Origin of the sequence: Nocardioides sp. SYSU D00065, from assembly GCF_017916425.1 — a bacterium.
Classification (GTDB): domain Bacteria; phylum Actinomycetota; class Actinomycetes; order Propionibacteriales; family Nocardioidaceae; genus Nocardioides.
The window spans coordinates 855,968-876,043 of sequence record NZ_JAFMSX010000002.1 but is presented as its reverse complement, the minus strand read 5'-3'; the positions used below and the strand labels follow the sequence as shown (position 1 = coordinate 876,043).

Annotated in this window: 15 protein-coding genes; 4 read left to right on the top strand and 11 right to left on the bottom strand. The window is 72.4% G+C overall.

Annotation, left to right across the window (positions count from 1 at the left end; all coding sequences use genetic code 11):
* Positions 1–30 precede the first annotated feature (30 nt).
* Both J3P41_RS12220 and J3P41_RS12215 read right to left on the bottom strand, forming a co-directional pair.
* Positions 31–837 (bottom strand): MBL fold metallo-hydrolase, encoded by an 807-nt coding sequence (locus tag J3P41_RS12220; RefSeq protein WP_210650543.1) that lies wholly within the window; start codon positions 835–837, stop codon positions 31–33.
* A gap of 12 nt (positions 838–849) precedes the next feature.
* Positions 850–1,317, bottom strand: a complete 468-nt coding sequence (locus J3P41_RS12215; protein WP_246861948.1) for a DUF4383 domain-containing protein — start codon at positions 1,315–1,317, stop codon at positions 850–852.
* 188 nt (positions 1,318–1,505) lie between these two features.
* Between J3P41_RS12215 and J3P41_RS12210 the strand changes: the two genes are divergently transcribed.
* Genes J3P41_RS12210 through J3P41_RS12200 form a run of 3 tightly spaced genes read left to right on the top strand, consistent with a single transcriptional unit; the run spans position 1,506 to position 4,135 of the window.
* Entirely contained in the window at positions 1,506–2,138 is a 633-nt protein-coding gene (locus J3P41_RS12210; RefSeq protein WP_210650542.1) for a hypothetical protein, read from the top strand.
* Between the two features lie 4 nt (positions 2,139–2,142).
* The gene (locus J3P41_RS12205; RefSeq protein WP_210650541.1) at positions 2,143–3,009 is read left to right on the top strand and encodes an alpha/beta fold hydrolase; all 867 of its coding nucleotides are present in this window, start codon (positions 2,143–2,145) and stop codon (positions 3,007–3,009) included.
* Positions 3,010–3,040: 31 nt separating this feature from the next.
* Complete coding sequence (locus tag J3P41_RS12200; RefSeq protein WP_307861964.1) at positions 3,041–4,135, top strand: spore photoproduct lyase family protein; 1,095 nt, start codon at positions 3,041–3,043, stop codon at positions 4,133–4,135.
* 13 nt (positions 4,136–4,148) lie between these two features.
* Here J3P41_RS12200 and J3P41_RS12195 read toward each other — a convergent pair whose 3' ends face one another.
* Positions 4,149–5,846, bottom strand: a complete 1,698-nt coding sequence (locus J3P41_RS12195; RefSeq protein WP_210650540.1) for a copper resistance protein CopC — start codon at positions 5,844–5,846, stop codon at positions 4,149–4,151.
* Positions 5,843–6,499 carry a DUF1775 domain-containing protein gene (locus tag J3P41_RS12190; RefSeq protein ID WP_210650539.1) on the bottom strand — a complete coding sequence of 219 codons (657 nt, stop codon included), beginning with the start codon at positions 6,497–6,499 and terminating at the stop codon, positions 5,843–5,845. The genes J3P41_RS12195 and J3P41_RS12190 overlap by 4 nt, the downstream gene beginning before the upstream one ends.
* A 180-nt stretch (positions 6,500–6,679) precedes the next feature.
* On the opposite strand from J3P41_RS12190, the gene J3P41_RS12185 reads away from it, so the two are divergent.
* Complete coding sequence (locus J3P41_RS12185; RefSeq protein WP_210650538.1) at positions 6,680–6,904, top strand: tautomerase family protein; 225 nt, start codon at positions 6,680–6,682, stop codon at positions 6,902–6,904.
* A gap of 102 nt (positions 6,905–7,006) precedes the next feature.
* Here J3P41_RS12185 and J3P41_RS12180 read toward each other — a convergent pair whose 3' ends face one another.
* The 7 genes from J3P41_RS12180 to J3P41_RS12150 form a co-directional block, all read right to left on the bottom strand.
* The gene (locus J3P41_RS12180) at positions 7,007–12,919 is read right to left on the bottom strand and encodes a LamG-like jellyroll fold domain-containing protein (RefSeq protein ID WP_246861947.1); all 5,913 of its coding nucleotides are present in this window, start codon (positions 12,917–12,919) and stop codon (positions 7,007–7,009) included.
* 232 nt (positions 12,920–13,151) lie between these two features.
* Entirely contained in the window at positions 13,152–14,249 is a 1,098-nt protein-coding gene (locus J3P41_RS12175; RefSeq protein WP_210650537.1) for a sugar kinase, read from the bottom strand.
* On the bottom strand, positions 14,246–14,905 hold the full coding sequence (gene eda / locus J3P41_RS12170) for a bifunctional 4-hydroxy-2-oxoglutarate aldolase/2-dehydro-3-deoxy-phosphogluconate aldolase (protein WP_307861963.1): 660 nt from the start codon (positions 14,903–14,905) through the stop codon (positions 14,246–14,248). Before eda ends, J3P41_RS12175 begins: the two co-directional genes overlap by 4 nt.
* 26 nt (positions 14,906–14,931) lie before the next feature.
* Positions 14,932–16,419, bottom strand: coding sequence for an aldehyde dehydrogenase family protein (locus J3P41_RS12165; protein WP_210650536.1), 1,488 nt, complete (start codon positions 16,417–16,419; stop codon positions 14,932–14,934).
* A 79-nt stretch (positions 16,420–16,498) separates the two neighbouring features.
* Complete coding sequence (locus J3P41_RS12160) at positions 16,499–17,506, bottom strand: ABC transporter permease (RefSeq protein WP_210650535.1); 1,008 nt, start codon at positions 17,504–17,506, stop codon at positions 16,499–16,501.
* The gene (locus J3P41_RS12155) at positions 17,503–19,065 is read right to left on the bottom strand and encodes a sugar ABC transporter ATP-binding protein (protein WP_210650534.1); all 1,563 of its coding nucleotides are present in this window, start codon (positions 19,063–19,065) and stop codon (positions 17,503–17,505) included. Before J3P41_RS12155 ends, J3P41_RS12160 begins: the two co-directional genes overlap by 4 nt.
* A complete protein-coding gene (locus tag J3P41_RS12150; protein ID WP_246861946.1) occupies positions 19,062–20,075 on the bottom strand; it encodes an ABC transporter permease in 1,014 nt (337 codons plus the stop codon). The genes J3P41_RS12155 and J3P41_RS12150 overlap by 4 nt, the downstream gene beginning before the upstream one ends.
* Between the last annotated feature and the right edge of the window lies 1 nt (position 20,076).

The following is a 20,076-nucleotide window of genomic DNA, read 5'->3' as shown; positions in this document are numbered from 1 at the left end:
CACAGCGGGGAGCCTTCGCGACTCAGTGGTTCAGGGGTGCGGGGCGGCGGGGTCCAGGCTGACCACGTCCCCGCGGCCCGGGCAGCGCAGCGACGCGGCAAGGCCCTTGGCGCGTGCCTGCGCGACGAAGTCGGACAGCGGCGAGCGGAAGACCGTGTAGTCGTCGTGGTGCACCGGGACCACCACCGACGGGCGGGCGCGTTCGACGAAGTCGACGCCCATGGGGGCGTCCATGGTGACGGTGCGCAGCAGCACGCGGGTGCCGCCGAGGTGCACGACGGCCGCGTCGATGTGGGCGAACCGCTCGCGCACGGCGTCGACGTGTGCCCCCGTGAGGGTGTCGCCGCTGAAGTAGACGCGCCGGCGCACCTCGCCCCCGACGAGGTGCTCCACGACGCTGCCCATCACCGGCGGCAGCATCCGACCCAGGATGCCGCGAGCGTGGATCGCGGGGACGGCGGTGACGCGGAGCTCCTCACCGTCCTTGGTCAGGCTGTGGTGCTGCCAGGTCCGCAGCGCCTCGGCGTCGAAGCCCCACGCGTCCAGCCGCCGTACGGCCTCCGGGGTGGACAGGACCGGGGCCGTCCGGTCGAGCCGCGCCTTCGCGACGCGGTCGAAGTGGTCGCCGTGCAGGTGCGAGAGGAGCACGAGGTCCAGCGGCGGGAGCTCCTCAGGGGTCAGGGCCGGATCGGTGAGCCGCCGGGTGACCAGGCCCCACCCCAGGTAGGCGAGCTGACCACGGTGCAGGAAGTTGGGGTCCGTCAGCAGCGTGAAGGAGCCCAGCGTCACGACCGTGGTCGCGGTGCCGATGAAGTGGAGCCGGTCCCCGGTGGTCATCGCGTCAGCGCGTCAGCGACCCACGCCGGTCGTGCCGGGGCGCTTGGCGAGCACGACGCCGAGCGCGATCATGCCCAGGCCCAGCACGAAGTGCAGCCAGTCGTCGGCGGTGTTGAGCGGGACGAAGTTGGCCTGCGACGACTTGTCGATGACGAGCCCGTAGAGCCAGAGCACGAGGTAGACCACGCCGCCGCCCAGGAGGTAGGCGCGCGCGGTGGACGCCGCCCGGGCGAGGGCGATCCCGGCGATCCCGAAGAGCAGGTGGACGACGTTGTGCAGGATCGAGACCTGGAAGATGCCGAGCAGCTTGGCGTGGGACTCGTGGCCCGCGGCCTGCAGGCTGTCGTACTGGCTGGTGATGCCGGGGATGAAGCCCAGGACGCCCACGAGCAGGAAGACGGCGCCGACCAGGGCGGCGGCCGCCTGGATCGGTGAGCCCTTGGCGGTTGACCTCGACTTGAGGTGCATGTTGTCGGACATGTCGGTGGCTCCTCTCGACGCCGCGTCGAATCGGCGTACGTTCGTGACGACCACCGGTACCCACGCTTCCGCTTCGCACGCACTGCCTTCCACCCCCAGGGCGGAGTCGCGGGGCCGTGGCGCACGACACGCTCTGGCGTGGCACCCTTCGGGGTAATGGACCGAGCATCCGACGAGAGGAGCCCTTCGTGAACCCCATCCGTACGGTCACCGGAGCCATCAGCCACCCCGTCCGCACCGCCGGCGCCGTCGCCGGCGCGACCATCGGTGCGTCGGTCGGCGCCGCCTCGGCGGGACTCCGCACCACGGCGCGGGTCGTCGGGTGGGCGGTCGAGCGCACCACGGGGGCTGGACCCGATCCGGTCGCGTCCCCCTTCACCGGCGACGAGCAGGCCGCGCCCGCGGCCGCAGAGCCGGCGGCTGAGACGCCGGCCGAGGCACCTGTGAAGAAGACGGCTGCGAAGAAGACGGCTGCGAAGAAGGCCCCGGCGAAGAAGGCGGCTGCCGAGTCGCCCGCCAAGAAGGCGGCGGCCAAGAAGACGGCGGCCAAGAAGGCGGCCGCGAAGAAGACCGCGCGGAAGGCGCCGTCGGAGAAGGCGGCCGTGCTCGCTCCGGCGCTCGGGCTGAGCGAGGACGAGGTCGAGGACGACCTGCGCACCCCCTCGGGCATCCCCGCCGCGGGCGACGCCGTCAACCCCGACACGACCGACACCGACCTGCACCAGGTCGGCACCGAGCCGCTCGTGGACCCCTCGACCGTCAAGGCCGTGGCCAGCGAGTCGGAGATGCTGGGTCGCGCCGCGGACCCCGACAAGGGCTGACCCCGTGGGCCCGGGGGCGGCCGAGCCGGGTGCCGGTGCGTGGCGCACCGACACCGTCCGCCGTGAGGACGTCGACCTCGCCGTGCGCGAGCTCGGTGACCCGGACGCGCCGACGGTGGTGATGGTGCACGGGTGGCCCGACACGCACCGGGTGTGGCAGGGCGTCGCCGAACGTCTGGCGCCGCACCTGCGCGTCGTCGCCTACGACACCCGCGGCATGGGGAGGTCACGCACCGGTGCCCCCGACGAGGCCTTCGCCCTCCCCCGCCTGGCCGCCGACCTCTCGGCCGTCCTGGACGCCGTGAGCCCGGACCGCCCGGTGCACGTGCTGGGCCACGACTGGGGATCCGTGCAGGCGTGGGAGGCCGTGTGCGAGCCGGGCGCCGAGACCCGCATCGCCTCGTTCACGTCGATGAGCGGGCCCAACCTCGACCACGTCGCCCTGTGGGTGCGCGACACCCTGCGGCGCCCGCGCCCCGCGCGGGTCGCGGCGCTCCTGGGGCAGGCGGTGTCGTCGTCCTATGTGCCCTTCCTCGTCTCGCCGCTCGCCCCGCCCGTCCTGGGCGCGGTGGGCAGCCGCGACATGGTGTCCGGGTTGCGCTACTACCGCGCCAACGTGCTCACCGGCGCACGGGCACCGCGGGAACGGCGTACGACCGTGCCGGTGCTGCAGCTGGCCCTGACGCGCGACCCGGCCATTCGCGAGGGCGCGCTGGTCGCCAGCGAGCCCTGGTGCGAGGACCTGCGGCGTCGCCGTCTCCGGCTCGGGCACTGGGCCCCCGTGACGGCGCCCGACCTCGTCGCCGACGAGGTGCTGGCGTTCGTCACATCGGTGGAGTCGGGGGAATCCGGCGCACGCGGCCCCCGTTGAGACAGGTGTGCCCCCACCTCTCGCTCCCGGCGTGCCGACCGACGCCCGACGCGTTCCCGCCGACCTCAGCGACCGGCTGCTCGACGTACGGCGGATCTACCACGAGCGGGACATCGAGCGCTTCGCCCGCGCCCGCGAGGTCCTCGAGCGCTTCCCCGACGCCGAGCGCATCGAGGTGCTGTCGCACCAGGCCATCCCCGGTCTGTACGGCAACGCGGGGGCCGTGGAGGACTGGGTCCGCAACAAGCGCGAGGTGCTGGTGCTCGGCGAGAAGAAGTCGCTGACTGCGCGCCGCAACGAGCGCTCCAGCGACTGGATCGCACCGTCCACCGCCAACGGCTGCGCCATGGCCTGCTCCTACTGCTACGTGCCGCGCCGCAAGGGCTTCGCCAACCCGATCACGGTGTTCGCCAACATCGAGGCGGTGCTCGGCTACCTCGAGCGCCACGCCGGTCGCCAGGGCGTCAAGACCGAGCCCAACCAGTGCGACCCCGTCGACTGGGTCTACGACATCGGCGAGAACAGCGACTGCTCCGCCGATGCGCTGGTCTCGGACAACGTGCGCGACCTCGTGGACCTCTTCGCCCGCCTCCCCCACGCCAAGGCGAGCTTCGCGACCAAGCTGGTCAACCGCGATCTCCTCACCTGGGACCCGCGCGGCGGCACCCGCGTGCGCTTCAGCCTGATGCCCGAGCCGACCTCGCGCGTGGTCGACGTCCGCACCTCCAAGATCGCCGAGCGGATCGCGGCGATGGACGACTTCGTCGAGGCCGGCTACGAGGTGCACATCAACCTGAGCCCGGTCATCGTCCACGAGACCTGGCTCCAGGAGTGGGCCGAGCTGCTGGAGCAGGTCGCCGACGGCACGAGCGCCCGGACCCGCGCGCAGCTCGCGGCCGAGGTCATCTTCCTCACGCACAACGACGACCTGCACCAGGTCAACCTGGGCTGGCACCCTCGGGGCGAGGAGCTGCTCTGGCGCCCCGACCTGCAGCAGCCCAAGCGCAGCCAGAGCGGTCAGGCCAACGTGCGCTACCGCGCCGGCTGGAAGGGGCGCTGGGTGCAGCAGCTGACGGACCTGCTGGCGGAGAAGCTCCCCGAGTGCCGCGTCCGCTACGCCTTCTGAGCGCTGCAGGCGCTCAGGGCACGTCGAAGGTGACCGTACGCACCGGGTTGTCGAACTCGGTGGTGCGCAGCGACACCTGCACCGTCCACGTGCCGTCGGTGGGCAGCACCACGTCGCCCGCGTAGATCCCGGGGCCGAGGTTGCGCAGCTCCACTGCGCCGAGGTCGACCTCCTCGCCGGACAGGCTGAGCCGCGGGGCTTCGTGGCCCTCGGCCGGCTCGCCGGCGGCGTCGGTCATGGTGATCGTCACCGTGGTGGGACCGACCGCGAGCGGCTCGAGGCTGACCTCGCCGATGATCGCGTCGAGCCGCACCGTCTGCCGGGCCGTGTCCGCCGCTCCGGTGCTTCCGCCGGTCCCGGACGACGCCTCGGCCACGTCCGGCTCCGGGCTGCGGTCGACGAGGAAGCCGGTGACCAGCAGCACCGCCAGGAGCAGGCACGCCTCCGCGAGGGTGGTGCGCACGAGGAGACCGGCTGCGTCCCGGCGCTCGCGCCGCCTCCGGGCGTCGCGCAGGCGCGGCAGCAGCGACGACCGGTTCCACACCGCGACCGCGACGGCGGCGAGGACGAGGAGGACCTTGACGAGCAGGAGGCCGCCGTAGCCCGAGTCGAGCAGGGCCTGCCAGGTGCCGGCGATCCGCCACGCCAGCAGGGTGCCGGTGAGGACGAGCACCACCAGCACGCCGGAGGCCCACGCCGAGAACCGCGCCAGCAGCTTCGCGCCGGAGTCGTCGCGTGCGGCGAGGTCGCCCAGCACCACGGCGAGGCAGACGAGTCCGCCGAGCCACACCGCGCCGGCCACCAGATGCAGGACGTCCACCGCGACCGCCAGCGCCTCGGGCGTCGCCGCACGGGTGTGGCCGGTCAGCGCCGGGGCGACGAGCGCCACCACGCAGCCGAGGAGCACCAGGGCACCGCGCCCCCGGCCCGCGGGACCTGCCGGGAGGGCGAGCACCGCCAGGCTCAGCCCGAGCACGACGGCGACCGGTACGACGTACTCGGCGGCGGCGAGCGAGGACCAGGTCGAGCCATCCGCGAGCGCCGAGGCCGGCAGGCCCAGCTGGTAGAGCGCGACCAGCGGGACCGCGACCGCCCAGGCCGGGACCGCCACCGCGGCAGCGGCGCGGGCGACGGCACGCACGCGGCGTCGCGCCTGGTCGGAGGCCCGCTCGGCGGGCAGGAGCAGCACCGAGAAGGCAGCCGCGCCGGCCGCGAGCAGCAGCCCGGCGTACCCCAGCCACCGCACGAGGCTCAGCGGGGCCGGCGCGTCGGTGCCCGCGTCGGCGCTCGTGCTCGGCACGTCGACCACGCCGCTCGGCGCACCGACCGAGAAGCTCAGCGAGCCGCCGATGGGGTGCCCGTCAGCAGAGACCAGGCGCCACACGACGACGAGGGTCCCCTCACCGACCTCCTCCTCGAGGTCGACGACCAGCTGCGCCTCCTGCACCGAGGCACTGGAGGCGACCTCGTCCCCGGCGGCATCGAACACCCGGACACCGGCCGGGACCCCGATCACGGACTCGTCGAAGGTGAACCGCACCTGCTCGGGCGCGGTCTCCAGCACGGCGCCCTCGGCCGGGTCGGTGCTGATCAAGGTGGCGTGCGCCGCCGCCGGCGTGCCCGCTCCCAGCACGAGGACGAGCACGGTGGACAGCACCGGGAGCAGCAGCAGCCACGCGGCGGCGCGGCGGCACGCGGGGCGACCGATCATGCGCGGCGGCGCCGCAGGATCAGGAGGGCGCCGGTCGCCAGGCAGCCCACCAGCAGCACGCCGGCCGCTCCGTACGCCATCAGCTCGCCGTCCCGCGCCTCGCTGGGTGGCGGCAGGGCCGCCGAGGCGCTCCCGTCGGCGGCGGTGACCGTGACCACCGGCGCCGGCATGTCGAGCTGCTCACGGTCGGCCGCGTCGGGCGCGACCTCCGTCCACGCGGACTCGCCCTCCTGGCATCGTTGCACGACCGGGAAGACGAGCTCGGCGCCGGCATCGTCGGGAAGGCGCACCGAGAAGGCGACCTCGTCGCGCAGAGCGTCCGGCAGCGGGTCGTCGGTGCGGAAGGTGACGCCCGTGTCCGAGGCCTCGGCCGCCCAGCGCTGCGTGCTCTGCGCGCTCACCTCGGTGACCCCGACTGGGATCCGGACGGCCAGCTCGGTCGTCGCCGAGCCGGCGCACCCGTGCGGCACGACCATCCGCAGCACCGCCGTGGCCCCGGCCGCCGTGGTGGACGCCGTCAGCGTGACGTGCGCGGCGGCCGGGGCGGCGAGCGAGACGACGAGTCCCCCGGCGAGCACGCCGGTCAGCATCCCGGTCACCATCCCGGTGGTCGTCACGGCCGCCGCACGGCGCGACGCGCGGCTGCGGTCCATGATGGGCTCCTGGCTGGGACGGACTCGCGACGGGACCGCGAGTGACCGTCCTCACACAACCAGCAGGCGGAACTGTTGTCAAGGATGTGAACTGGCACTACCGTGATTCGGGTCAGTGAACGCTGGTCGCACGTGTGAACGCTGTGGCACGGATCAGCCCACCCCACGAAAGGGACCACCATGCCCAACATCACCGTCGAGCTTCTCAAGGGCCGCTCCGTGAAGCAGCGACGCGACTTCGCCAAGGCGGTCGCCGACAGCGCCGTGGAGATCCTGGGCGCCCGCCGCCAGGACGTCCGCATGGTCTTCAGCGAGATCACCCCCGACATCGTCGCCAACGGCGGCGTGCTGGCCAGCGAGGACGAGAGCCGCGCCGGGGTCGTGGCGGCGCTGGCCGACGACTGATCCGCGCCCGCGAGGCGGCTGCTGCTCGCAGCCGGCGTCCGGACGACGTACGAACGACGAGGGCCCCGGGAGATCCCGGGGCCCTCGCCGTCTGCGTGCCTCCTAGCGCTTGCGGACCTTGATCCGCACCTTGTCCTCGACCGACTCGGCCAGGTGGCTGCCGGTGTAGGTCACGGTCAGCTTCAGCTTCTTCGCCGCCTTCGGCAGCCGCAGGACCACCTTGCCGTTGTCGATCGTGCCGGTGAGAGTCCTGCCGCCCTTGATCGCGACCGTCACCTCGCCGGTGACCGGGACGCGGTCAGGCGCTCGCAGGACCACCGTGACCTTGGCCTTCGCGCCCTTCGCCACCGAGCGCGGCGCCGTCACGGCCATCCGCGGGACGACCTTGTCGACCACGACCTGGACCTGCGACGTGGAGCCGCGGTGGCCGCTGTCGCCGGCGTAGCGCAGCGTCAGCCGGTGCGTGCCCGGCAGCAGGCTGCGTGCCGGCAGCTCCAGCTGCGCCTGCCCGGCCTCCAGCGTGCTGCCTGCCAGGACCCGGGTGCCGTCGAGCACCTCGACCCTGCCGGTGGCCGACGCCGGCGCGACGCTCACCACGAGCGTGCCCGCCTTCCCGTAGGTGACCGGCACCGAGGCGCCCGCGACCGCAGAGGCGAGCGGACCGCCGCCGTTGCCGCCCGAGGGCTTCACGGTGATGGTGACCGTCGCCGACGCCGAGGTGTCCGCACCGTCGGTCGCGGTGTAGGTGAACCGGTCCCTGCCCACGAACCCGGCGTCCGGCGTGTAGGTGAAGGAGCCGTCGGCCGCGAGAGTGACCGAGCCGTTGACCGGCTGGCTGGTCCGGGTCGCGCTCATCGGGTCCCCGTCGGCGTCGGTGTCGTTGCCGAGCACCCCCGGCGCGGCGAGCGACAGCGGCTCGCCGGCCACGGTGGCGAACGCGTCGTCCACGGCCACCGGTGCCCGGTTGGGCGGCGTCACCTGCTCCTCCACGGTGATGGTGACCGTGGTGGGCGCCGACGACGAGGTGCCGTCGTCAGCCCGGTAGGTGAACGTGTCGGTGCCCGTGAACCCCGTGTCGGGGACGTAGGTGAACGATCCGTCCGCCGCCAGCTGCACGACGCCGCTGGCGGGCTGCGCGGCCAGCACGGCGCTCAGGTCGCCGCCCTCGGCGTCCGTGTCGTTGCCCAGGACGCCGGGGGCCGCGACGGCGAGCGCCTCGTCCTCCGTCGTCGTGTACGCGTCGGCGACCGCGACCGGAGGGGTGTCGACCTCGCCGGTGAACAGGTCCATGACCTCGTCGGCGGTGAGCTCGTAGCCGTAGATCCGGAAGTCGTCGACCTGCTCGGTGGGACGCGGGTCGTTCCAGCTGCCGTTGCCGATGAAGTTGGCGGTGGTGCCGCCCTCACCGATGTCACCGATGTCGACCGGGATGTTGTCCCGGGTCGCGGCCGTCTGCAGCTCACCGTTGAAGTAGATCTTCCCCGTGGTGCCGGTGCCGGTCGGCGACGGACCGAGGGTGAACACGACGTGCGTCCACTGGTTGAGCGGCAGGTCGGTGTCGCCGGGCAGCTGGACGCGGAACTCCGTGCCGTTGTTGGCCCGCAGCGTGGCCGCGAACCCCCGCTCGCCACCGATGGTGGAGGACTGGAGCAGCAGGAACTCCGCCGTGCTCTTGCCGATCTGGACGTGGGTGGTCCAGTTGGGCAGGGCCGTGGGTCGGATCCAGGTCGAGACGGCGAACTCCTCGTCCATCCCGTCCGTGATGTCGTTCGGCAGCCGGACGTGTCCGTTGCCGGGCAGGTTCACGCCGGCGCCGAACTTCGCGGACGCCGCCCAGCCGGCACCCTCGAGCACGGCGTCTCCGACGGCGGGGTCGGAGCCGGAGTTGGCCGCGGTGGTGCCCGTGCCCTCGTCGAACGTGTAGTGCACCGGCACCCCCTCGCCGACCGGCGGTCGGGCGACCGCGTGCTCGACCTGCGCCACCGAGTCACGCCAGCCGTCACCAGCGAGGAAGCGGACCTCGATGTCGTGCGTGCCCGGAGCCAGGGTCAGCTCGGGGAAGGAGGCCGCGCCCTCTTCGACGGGGACCTGGCCGCCCTGGCGGGCGCCGTCGACCCACAGCTCCGCGACACCCGTCGGGTCGGCCCCGGCGGAGTCCTCGAACGTCGCCGACACCGTGATGGGGGTGTCGAACGGCGACGGGGAGGCCGGCGTCACGCTGAGCGTCGTGGTCGTGGCCAGTGCGGTGCCGTCGTCGTACAGGCCCGCGACGTCGTCGGCGGTGAGCGCCGAGGTGTAGAGGCGGACGTCGTCCATCTGGCCGTTGAGCGCCGGGTCCGGGTATCCGTTGCGACCCAGCCAGTTGTTGGAGGTGGGACCGATGTCGGCCATGGTGATGCTCAGGTTGTCCTTGCGGGCGATCTCGACCCCGTTCAGGTAGAGCACGCCCGTGGCACCGGTCCGCGTGAAGGCGACGTGGTTCCACTGGTTGGCGACCACGTCCTTGGTCGGGACCGCGTAGATGCGCTCCTGGACGTCGCTGCCCTTCTTCTTGAAGGTGACGGCGAGGCCGGTGCTGCCGGCGGCCTGGGTCTGCATCTGGACCTGGAAGAAGCTTCCGGCTCCTTCCAGCCCGTCGCCGATGTGGAACATGCCGATCCAGTCGGCCTTGGCCTCCGGGCGCACCCAGAACGAGGTGGTGAAGTCCGTCTCGCCCTGGAGCAGGTTGTCCGGCAGGTCGACGGCGTTGGCGTTGCTGCCGCCCGGCAGGTCGACTCCCCCGCCGGAGACGCCGCCGTCGGTGAAGGTCGCCCCGCCCGCGAACGTCGCCGCGCCCACAGTCGAGTCGGTGCCGGTGTTGGCGGCCGACGTGCCCGTGCCCTCCTCGAACTCGTAGCGCACCGCGGGATCGGCCGAACCGGCCCGGGTGCCCACGACCACGAGGTCGTCGATGGCCAGGCCACTGCCGGCGATCCTCAGGTCCTGTCGCCGCGAGGTGGCGGTGAAGGTCCCGACGAACGTGTCGAACGCGGCGGTCGACGGGGTGTCGGTGCCGGCCGTCAGCGTGGCCTCGAGGTCGGCGACCGACAGGGTCGCCGTGCCGGGAGCCGATCCCGCGGTGCGACTGTCGCGGGCGAAGCGCAGCGAGATCCGGTACTCCTTGCCCACGTCGAGCCCGCGCAGCGTGCGCGTCATGTCACCGTCGGCACCGAGCGCGAGCTGGTAGCCGGTGAGCCCCAGACCGCCCATGCCCTGGACCGTGCCGCGCACGAGCTGGACCTGCTTGGCGACCTCCCACGGCGACATCCGGCCGTTTCCGGGCGCCACGTCGACGGTGGCGGGAGCCGAGTTGGCCTGCCAGTTGGCGGGGAGGCGCGGGTACTCGAACTGGTCGACCACGGTGGGAGCCGGGGCGTCCATCTCGACCTCGGGGTCGATCTGGACGATGTCGGCGACCGACGGCGTGCCGTCCTCGTCCCACGCGAACACCATGTAGGCGCCGGGCGGGGCGAAGGTGGCGTCGACCGGGGTCTCGACGGTGAGGGTGCCGCCCGCCTGCGTGAACGCCAGCTCCTGGAAGTTCTGGTCGTTGTTGAAGCCGTGGGTCACCGAACCGTTGCGGACCAGGGTCACCCGCTCGATGGGGCTGTCGGACTGCACCTGGAAGGCGCCGTCGTAGCCGACCTTCTTGGGCACGCCGGTGATCTCCGGACGCGTCGCCGGCTCGTCACCGTCGAAGAGGTACGCCGGGGAGTAGAACTCCACGTCGGTGTAGTTGTGCGGTCCCGGGGCACCGCCGCCGCCGATCATGATCCGGCCGTCGGGCAGGAGCATGGCGATGGAGTGGTAGAGGCGCGGGTGCTCGTGGGGCACCTCGACCTCGGTCCAGGCACCGGTGGCGGGGTCCCAGATCTCGGGATTGGTGACGTAGCCCCCGATGCCGTTGTTCTCGCGGGAACCGCCGGTGACGATCACCCGGCCGTCGGGCATGACGGTGGAGGTCGCCCAGTGCCGCCGGTGCTTCATCGGCTCGGTCGCCGCGACGACGGGGGCCTCGGTGCCGCCGCTGACGTCGATGGTGACGCCGGCCCGGGCCCCGTTGGCGGCACCGGTGCCGCCGTTGGCCCAGGCACCGCCCCCGACCTGGAGGATCTTGCCGGGCGCGTACATCGTCGCGGTCGAGGTCGCCCCGACCGGGTTGCCGAGCGCGCCCTGGTTGCCGGTGCCGGCGCCGAGGGTGCCGCGCAGGGTCACCGCTCCGGTCCCGTCGTTGGCGTCCGGGTCGAGCTCGAACATCTGCGTGCCGGAGATGTTGAACAGGTTGCCGCTGCCCGGGGCGACGAAGGCCCGCGGGTACCACCACCGGTTCTCGTCCGGCTGGCCGTTCTGGCCGTCGCCGTACGCGGCGGCGCTGGTGGCGCCGGTGAGGAGCTTCCAGGAGTTGCCCTGCTCGGGAGCGTAGATCTCGGGAGTGAGCACGCCCGGGCCGCCGGGTCCACCCTGCAGCGCGCCACCCTGCACGACGATCGAGCCGTCGGGCATCGTCGTGCCGGTCGGGTACCAGCGCGGCAGGTTCATCGGCGCCTCGTTGCGCAGGCCGGAGTTCGTGGAATAGCTGGTGACGCCGATGGCGGAGTCGTTGGGCGCGTTCTCCCCCATGCCGTCGTCACCGCCGACGGTCATCGTCGAGCGACGGTGGGGCATCTGCACCTGCATCGAGCAGAACAGGTCGGTGTAGGTCGCGTTGGGGATGACGCCTGAGACGACGTTGGCGACCGTGCGGACCACGGCCGGGTCCCAGACGTCGATCTCCATCTGCCCGCCCTGCGAGACGCAGTTGTTGCCGTCGAAGTCGTAGGGGTTGCCGTCCGTGCAGCCGGTGGACACCGAGCCGAAGGACTGGACCTTGCCGTCGGAGGTCAGCGCGGCGTTGATCGGGACCAGCGGCCAGGGCGTGACGTCGCCCCACGAGCCGTGCTGGTCCTTCGCCGGCGGCGAGCAGTCCGCCTGCAGCAGGCCCGCCGAGTAGGCCAGGCCGTTGCGCAGCTGGCCGCGCACGAAGTCGTCGGCCTGGTTGTCGCCCGGGTTGCCGCCGTCGTCGGCCGCGGTGTAGGCGGAGGCGTGGTGGCCCAGCCCGGAGTACCACGACCGGCCCTGGTCGATCCTCTGGCACCACGTCACGGGGTGGGAGGTGCCCTCCTCACCGGCGCGCGCGCCGGGGGCGTACGTCGACTCGTCGACCGTCACGAGCGTCCGGACGTTCTGCGTGGGGTTGATGTCCCACTCGTACCACTCGTCGGTGTAGGACAGCGGCGACTGCAGGCCGGCCGTCAGCGGGTGGGCGGCGTCGCGGACGGTGATGGTCCCGCGCTGGCCACCAGCGGGCTCGGGGTGGCCCGTGGAGGCGGCGCCCACGAGGCGTCGGTAGAAGGGGTTCACGTCGTGCTCGGTCTGGTCGGGCGACCACGCCGTGTAGTGGATGCCGACGAAACCGCCGCCACCGCGGATGTAGGCCTCGAGCGCGGCGCGCTGCTCGGTGTTGAAGAGCACGCCCGCGGTGTGGGCGAAGACCAGGACGTCCTTGTCGGCCAGGTTCTCCGGGGTGAACGCGGCGGCGTTGGTGGTCTCCTGGATGTCGGCGACGGCCTGGGCCGGGTTGCCGGTGTCGTTGTCCAGGCCGTGCTCGGCCGCGAGGGAGTTCGACATCTCGCGCACCGCGGCGCGGGTCGCCGCCACGGAGCCGTGCACTCCGTCACCGCTGGAGAACAGCAGGACCTTGAGCACGTCGTCGTCGCTGCCCGGCGCTGCGGCCGCGCGGGCCGCGGACGTCGGCGCGGTCGACGGCGGGGCTGCCGACGTGGCGGCGGGAGCGGCGCCCGGGCCGGCGGCCTGGGCGGTGCCGGCGACCAGCGGCAAGGCGACGGCCATCGCGACCGAGGTCGCGAGCAGGTGCGCCGACGCGCGGCGCAGGCGCCTGACGTGGCGCCGGCGGGTGGAGCTGCGAAGCAGTATCATCTACGTTTCCCTAGGGCTCGGCGGTGCGGAGCTCGGCGGGCGACGGGTGCGGACAGCGCTCACGAGACAGCCCGAAGGTATGACGGCCGTCACACAGAGTCAAGAACTCTGTCCAGAATGATGAACTCGGCGCTCCACTGGTTCATGTACATGAAGCAGGCCTGGGCAGCCGATCCCCCGCACGGGGCCGACCGCCCAGGCCTGGACCTGGGGGTGTGGTGGCTCGATCAGCTCACCGGCGTACGCGTGCGCTCCCGCCGCCGGCGAGGGCGCGCACCTCCTCGCGAGTGGCCATCGACGTGTCGCCGGGGGTGGTCATCGCCAGCGCACCGTGGGCGGCGCCCAGCTCGAGGCACTGCTGCAACGGCTCGCTTTCCAGCAGCCCGTAGACGAGGCCGGAGGCGAAGCCGTCGCCCCCGCCGACGCGGTCGAAGATCGCGAGGTGATCACGTGGTGCCGAGGCCAGGACTCCGGTCTCGGGGGACCACGCGATGGCCTGCCAGTCGTTGTCGCTGGCGGTGTGGACGGTGCGCAGGGTCGTGGCGATCACCTTGAGCCACGGCATCTTCTCCGCGACCGTGCCGACCATCGCCTCGAAGCTGTCCATCGGCAGCGTGCTCAGGTGCTCGTCGACGTGGGCGACCTCGAAGCCGAGGGCGGCGGTGAAGTCCTCCTCGTTGCCGATCATCACGTCCACGTGGGCGGCCAGCCGGGTGTTGACGTCGCGCGCCCGCTCGGTGCCTCCGATACCGGCCCACAAGCTGGGCCGGTAGTTGAGGTCGAAGGACACGACCGTCCCGTGCCGCTGGGCGGCCGCCATCGCCTCCTCGGCCACGGCGGCGGCGTTCTCCGACAGCGCGGCGTAGATGCCGCCCGTGTGCAGCCAGCGGACCCCGCGACGACCGAACAGGTCGTCCCAGTCGATCGTGCCCGGCGCCAGCTGGGCGATGGCGGTGTGGGCTCGGTCCGAGACACCCACGGCGCCCCGGACGCCGTAGCCGCGCTCGGTGAAGTTGAGTCCGTTGCGCACGGTGCGGCCGATGCCGTCGTAGGGCTCCCAGCGGATCAGCGACGTGTCGACGCCGCCCTGCATGATCAGGTTCTCGACGAGGTGGCCGATCTCGTTGTCCGCGAGCGCGGTCACCACCCCGGCGCGCAGGCCGAACACCTTGCGCATGCCGCGGGCGACGTTGTACTCGCCGCCGCCCTCCCACGCCTCGAAGCGGCGAGCGGTGCGGATGCGCCCCTCCCCCGGGTCGAGGCGCAGCATCACCTCCCCCAGCGCGACGATGTCGAGCTCGCACTCCTCGGCCGGACGGGTCTCGATCATGCGGGGGCTCCTTGCAGGGTGTGGCGAGCGGGCTCGGGGACAGGGTCGTAGAGGGCGGTCGAGGCGGCGCACCGGGCGGCGACCTCGTCCCAGCGGCTGGCCGCGAGCAGGTCGCCGGCGACCATCCAGCTGCCGCCGACGGCGGCGACGGACGGGTGGGCGAGGTAGGCGGGTGCGCTGTCGGCGGAGATGCCCCCGGTGGGCATGAACCGCACCTGGGGGAACGCGGCGGCGAGCGCCTTGATGGTGGGCAGTCCCCCGTTGGCCTCGGCCGGGAAGAACTTCACCGTGTCCAGCCCCAGGTCGAGGGCGAGCATGATCTCGCTCGGGGTGGCGACGCCCGGGACCACCGGCACGCCGGCCTCCTGGCAACGCCGTACGACCGACGGGCTGAGGCCGGGCGAGACGACGAACTTCGCGCCCGCCTCCAGGGCCTGGTCGACCTGTCGGTCGGTCAGCACGGTCCCGGCCCCGACGACGAGGTCGTCGCGGGCCGAGAGCCGCCGCAGCACGGCCGCGGCCTCGGGCGTACGGAACGTCGCCTCCGCGACCGGCAGGCCGCCCTCGACGAGGGCGGCGCCGAGGTCGTCGGCGCGCGCCGGGTCGTCCAGGACGACCACCGGCACGATGCGGTGGCCGCCCAGGACGTCGGTCACGCTCACGGGAGCGTCGGCGGGAGCGTTCACCGGAGCTCCGCGATCACGGTCTTGAGCTCGGTGTAGTCGTCGAGGCCGAAGGAGCCGAGCTCGCGGCCCCAGCCGGACTGCTTGAAGCCACCGCGCGGCAGCGTGACGTCGTCGGCGTGCCAGGTGTTGAGCCACACCGTGCCCGCGCGCAGCTTGCTGCCGACGCGGTGGGCGGTGCCGAGGTCCTTGGACCAGACCCCCGCGGCGAGGCCGTAGACGGTGTTGTTGGCGGCCGCCACGACCTCCTCCTCGGTGTCGAACGGGATGGCGGTGATGACCGGGCCGAAGATCTCGTCGGTCTGCACGGCCATGTCCTCGGTGACGTCGGTGATCAGCGTCGGGGAGAAGAAGTAGCCGCGGTCGGCGGCCGGGTCGGGGCTGCCGGCGGCGATGGTGGCGCCGTCGGAGACCGCACCGCGGACGTAGCCCATGACCTTCTCGTGCTGCTCCTGCGAGACCAGCGGGCCCATCGTCGTGGCCGGGTCGAACGCGTCGCCGACCTTGATGGCCTTCGCGGCCGCCGCGACGCCCTCGATGACCTGGTCGAAGACGTCGCGCTGGACGTAGAGCCGCGAGCCGTTGACGCAGCACTGGCCCTCGTTGAAGTAGCCGGCCAGCGCGGCACCGGCGATCGCGGCGTCGAGGTCGGCGTCGGCGAAGATGATGTTGGGCGCCTTGCCGCCGAGCTCGAGGGAGACCTTCTTGAGGTTCTTGGAGGCACCGGCCGCGATCTTCTTGCCCACCTCGGTGCTGCCGGTGAAGGCCACCTTGTCCACGCCCGGGTGGTCGACGAGGGCGGCGCCCGCGTCGCCGAAGCCCGGCAGGACGTTGACGACACCGGCCGGGACGCCGGCCTCCAGCAGCAGCTCCCCGAGGCGCAGCGCGGTCAACGGGGTCTGCTCGGCGGGCTTGAGCACGATCGTGTTGCCGGCGGTGATCGAGGGGATCACCTTGAAGGCGGCCATGGTCAGCGGGAAGTTCCACGGCACGATGCCGGCGACGACGCCGATGGCCTCGCGACGGGTGTAGGCGTGGAACTCGCGCCCGGGCACCGACATCGGGATGGTCGTGCCCTCCATCTTGGTGGCCCACCCGGCGAAGTAGCGGAACAGCTCGGCGGCCACGCCCACGTCGCCGCGGGCGGAGGCGAGGCTCTTGCCGTTGTCGAGCGACTCGAGCTGGGCGAACTCCTCGGCGCGCTCGTCGATCATGTCGCCGATGCGCCACAGCAGGTGCGAGCGCTCGCGTGGCGTCATCCGCGACCACGGCGAGCCGGACTCGAAGGCGTTGCGGGCGGCCACCACGGCGCGGTCGGCGTCCACCGCCGAGGCCTGCGCCACGGTGACGAGGACCTCCTCGGTGGCGGGGTTGACGGTGTCGAAGGTCTGGCCGTCCTTGGCGTCGACCCACTCGCCGTCGATCAGCAGCTGCTTGGGCGAGGAGAGGAACGAGGAGACGGCGGGGAGGAGCTGGGGCTCGGTCATGGAGAGGCCTTCCGGTGCGGGATGTGTCAGGAGGGTCGGACGAGATGTCAGTTGGGAGGGGCGGGGTCGGCTCTGGTCGCTACTTGATGATCAGCACCTTCGACCGGTCGAGGGTGAGCGCGACGGCGGCGACGATGATCGCGCCGTAGAGGATCTGCTCCCACGCGGACGGGACGCCGACGATCGGCAGCCCGACGCGGAGCAGCGTCACCACGAGGGCACCGGCCAGGCTGCGCCAGAGCGAGCCGTGCCCGCCGGTGATGGCGGTGCCGCCGACGACGATCGCGGCGACCGCCGGGAGCAGCAGGTTGTCGGCCATCGTGGGGCTGCCGCTGAAGTTGCGCGACGCCAGCATCACCGCAGCCAGTCCGGCGCAGGCGCCGGAGACGGTGAACGCGGCGACCTTGACCCGGTCGACGGGCGTGCCGGCCAGGCGGGCCGCGGACTCGGAGTAGCCCGTCGCCCGCACGAAGCTCTCCAGCGGGGTGAGCTTGATGACGAGCGAGATGACGGCGACGACGAGCAGCGCGACGAAGAACGACATCGGGACGTAGCCGGCGACGTAGAGGTTGAGCCACGCGGTGGCGTCACGGTCCACCACCCGGATCGGGCCGGCGTCGGAGATGACGAGAGCGACGGCGGAGAAGATGCTCATGCCCCCGAGCGTCACCACGAAGGACGGTATGCGCAGCAGCACGTGCGCGATGCCCTGGACGGCGCCGATCGCCCCCGCGGCCGCGACCACGGCGAGGATGGTGAGCCCGCCCAGGTCGGGCAGCCACATCGCGAAGAAGACCGTCGAGAGGGAGCAGAGCGCCGCTATCGACAGGTCGATGCCGCCGCAGAGGACGACCAGGGTGGCACCCGCGGCGAGCACCACGAGCGGCGCCGACGTGCGCACCGCCGCGGTGAGGCTGCGCTGGCTCAGGAAGTCCGGGTCCGCGATCGTCAGCGCCGCGAGCAGCGTGACGAGCGCGATGACCGGCATGAACGACGTGACGCGCTGGCCGACGGTCGGGCCGCCCTTGACGATCGCAGGCTCGGCCGCGGGGTTCGAGGCCGGCTCGGCGATGACGGGGGTGCTCATACCATCTCCTTGACGAGGTCGAGGGGGGTCGGCTTGCTGCCCGACGGGCACCCGACCTCGGTGGTCGCCCGGCCGTCGCTCATCACGACGATCCGGTCGGACATGCCGATCGCCTCCTCGAGGCTGTCGGCGAGCAGCACGGTCGCCACGCCGCTGTTGGCGAGCTCGCGCATCAGGCGGTACACCTCGGAGCGCGCGCCGATGTCGAGGCCGCGGGTCGGGTGGTCGAGCAGCAGCAGACGGATGTCGCCAGCCACGAGCCAGCGGGCCAGGACCACCTTCTGCTGGTTGCCGCCGGAGAGCCGGCCGATCTGCGTGCCGCGGTGCGGGGTGCGGATCGAGAGCCGCTCGATCCACCTGTCCACGAGCGTGGCCTGCTTCTGCGGGACGACCATCGGGCCGGCGCAGCGGGACTTCTGCTTGGTCAGGGTCATGTTGTCGGCAACCGACATCGGCCCGACCATGCCCTCGATCTTGCGCTCGGCGGGGACGTAGCCGACGCCCGAGGCGACGGCGGCCCGGGTTCCGGACAGGTCGAGCTTCTCGCCGTCGAGCGTGACCTCACCGGACAGGATCGGCTCGGCGCCGAACAGGGCTCGGCAGACGTCCTCGCGTCCGGAGCCGTGCACGCCGACGATGCCGACGATCTCCCCGGCCCGCACCTCGAGGTCGACGTCGCGGAAGGTCTTGCCGGACAGACCCCGGACGACCAGTCGCGGCTCGCCGTCGGTGGCGGAGCGCTGGGAGAGACCCTCGTGGTAGTGGTCGTCGGACCCCGTCGATCCGATCATCAGGCGGTGCAGGTCGGTGGGCACCGCGTCGGCGGTGGGCATCTCCCCCACCGACTGGCCGCCACGCAGCACCGCCACCCGGTCGCAGACGTCGAGGACCTCGTCGAGGCGGTGCGAGACGAAGATGACCGACGCGAACTCGCGCAGCCGGCGCACCTGCGTGAAGAGGGTCTCGATCTCCTTCGACTCCAGCACCGAGGTGGGCTCGTCGAGGATGATGACGGGCGGGTGGGAGGTGCGCTCCTCGATGCGGAGCACCTTGGCGATCTCCACCATCTGGCGCTCGGCGAAGGTGAGCGAGTCGGTGCGCGCGAGCGGGTCGATGTGGGAGCCGATCTTGTCGAGCTGCTCCTGGGCCAGCCTGCGCATCGTGTCCCAGCGGTAGATGCCGCGCCGGACGCCCGGCCCCTCGCTGCCGAGGACGATGTTCTCGGCCGCGGTGAGGTTGGGGACCAGCGACTGCTCCTGGAACACCATGCCGATCCCGTGGTCGGCAGCGTCGACGACGCTCTTGAGCCGGACCTTCTCACCGCGCACCCAGATCTCGCCGGCGTCGGGACGGACCAGGCCGACCAGCGCCTTGAGCAGGGTGGACTTGCCGGCGCCGTTCTCGCCGGCGAGGCCGAGGACCTCGTTCTGGCGCACCACGAGGTCGACGCCGTCGAGCGCCTTGACGCCTGGGTAGTGCTTGACCAGGCCACGCACCTCGAGCGCGTTGACGCGAGAGGGCGCCTCCGCCTCGGGTCGGGGAGTGAGGTCGGTGGTCATTTCGTCACCTGGTTCCTACGACGCTGGGGGATGACCGCGGCCGACACGGCCGCGACGACGATGAGTCCCTGGACACCGCCCTGCCAGTACGGGCTGACCCCGATCTGGACGAGGCCGTTGATGAGCACGGTGACGAGGAGGACGCCGACAGCGGAGTGCAGCACTCCCCCGCGACCGCCCGTGAGCAGGGTGCCGCCGACGACCGCGGCGGTGATGGCACGGAAGTCGTACCCCGCGCCCGCCTGGACGAGCCCGGCACCGAGCTGGCTGGTGACCATCACCCCCGCGAGCCCGTAGAAGGAGCCGGCGAGGGTGAAGACGGCGACCTTGTAGGGAGCCACCTTGACCCCCGACAGCGCGAGCACCTCCTCGGCGCCGCCGATGGCGTACGCGTAGCGGCCCAGGCGCGAGTAGCGCTGGATCAGCCACCCGACCAGCACGCAGGCCATCGCGATCCACGTGAGGTAGGCCAGGCCGAGGAACCGGTTGACCGCCCAGCCGCGCAGCATCTCGTCGGTGATGTTGGGCTGGACGCCGGCGAACATGAGCGTCGCGACGCCGAGCCCGACGGCGGAGACGCCGAGCGTGGTCATGAAGGACGGCACCTTCAGGCTGACCAGGGCGATCCCGCTGAGGCAGCCGAGGGCCGCGCCGAGCAGGACCGCGACGAGGACCCCGAGAAGTCCCATCGTGTTGTCGTTGCGGTTGTTGGCGACCAGGAGGGCCACCGCGATCGCGGAGGCCCCCATCACGCCGGGGACGGAGAGGTCGATCGACCCCATCATCAGCACGAAGCTGATGCCGCAGGCCGCGACGGCGAGCACGGCCGCCGCGTCCATGATGTTCTGCACGTTGCCGATCGTGCGGAAGTCCGAGCTCAGCACCGCGAAGATGCCGACGATGACCACCAGTGCGATCGGGGGACCTGCGTCCCGGAGCGACACCCCCCGCCGAGGCTGGGGGCGTGGCGCGATCACGTCCTCGGTGTCGGCCTGGGCGGGGGATGTCATG

What these genes read in the sequence shown, in the direction of transcription:
- J3P41_RS12175 (WP_210650537.1), bottom strand. Translation starts at nt 14,249, where the DNA reads ATGATCGAGACCCGTCCGGCCGAGGAGTGCGAGCTCGACATCGTCGCG.
- J3P41_RS12190 (WP_210650539.1), bottom strand. Translation starts at nt 6,499, where the DNA reads ATGGACCGCAGCCGCGCGTCGCGCCGTGCGGCGGCCGTGACGACCACC.
- J3P41_RS12155 (WP_210650534.1), bottom strand. Translation starts at nt 19,065, where the DNA reads ATGACCACCGACCTCACTCCCCGACCCGAGGCGGAGGCGCCCTCTCGC.
- J3P41_RS12165 (WP_210650536.1), bottom strand. Translation starts at nt 16,419, where the DNA reads ATGACCGAGCCCCAGCTCCTCCCCGCCGTCTCCTCGTTCCTCTCCTCG.
- J3P41_RS12160 (WP_210650535.1), bottom strand. Translation starts at nt 17,506, where the DNA reads ATGAGCACCCCCGTCATCGCCGAGCCGGCCTCGAACCCCGCGGCCGAG.
- J3P41_RS12185 (WP_210650538.1), top strand. Translation starts at nt 6,680, where the DNA reads ATGCCCAACATCACCGTCGAGCTTCTCAAGGGCCGCTCCGTGAAGCAG.
- J3P41_RS12220 (WP_210650543.1), bottom strand. Translation starts at nt 837, where the DNA reads ATGACCACCGGGGACCGGCTCCACTTCATCGGCACCGCGACCACGGTC.
- J3P41_RS12180 (WP_246861947.1), bottom strand. Translation starts at nt 12,919, where the DNA reads ATGATACTGCTTCGCAGCTCCACCCGCCGGCGCCACGTCAGGCGCCTG.
- J3P41_RS12195 (WP_210650540.1), bottom strand. Translation starts at nt 5,846, where the DNA reads ATGATCGGTCGCCCCGCGTGCCGCCGCGCCGCCGCGTGGCTGCTGCTG.
- J3P41_RS12150 (WP_246861946.1), bottom strand. Translation starts at nt 20,075, where the DNA reads ATGACATCCCCCGCCCAGGCCGACACCGAGGACGTGATCGCGCCACGC.
- J3P41_RS12215 (WP_246861948.1), bottom strand. Translation starts at nt 1,317, where the DNA reads ATGTCCGACAACATGCACCTCAAGTCGAGGTCAACCGCCAAGGGCTCA.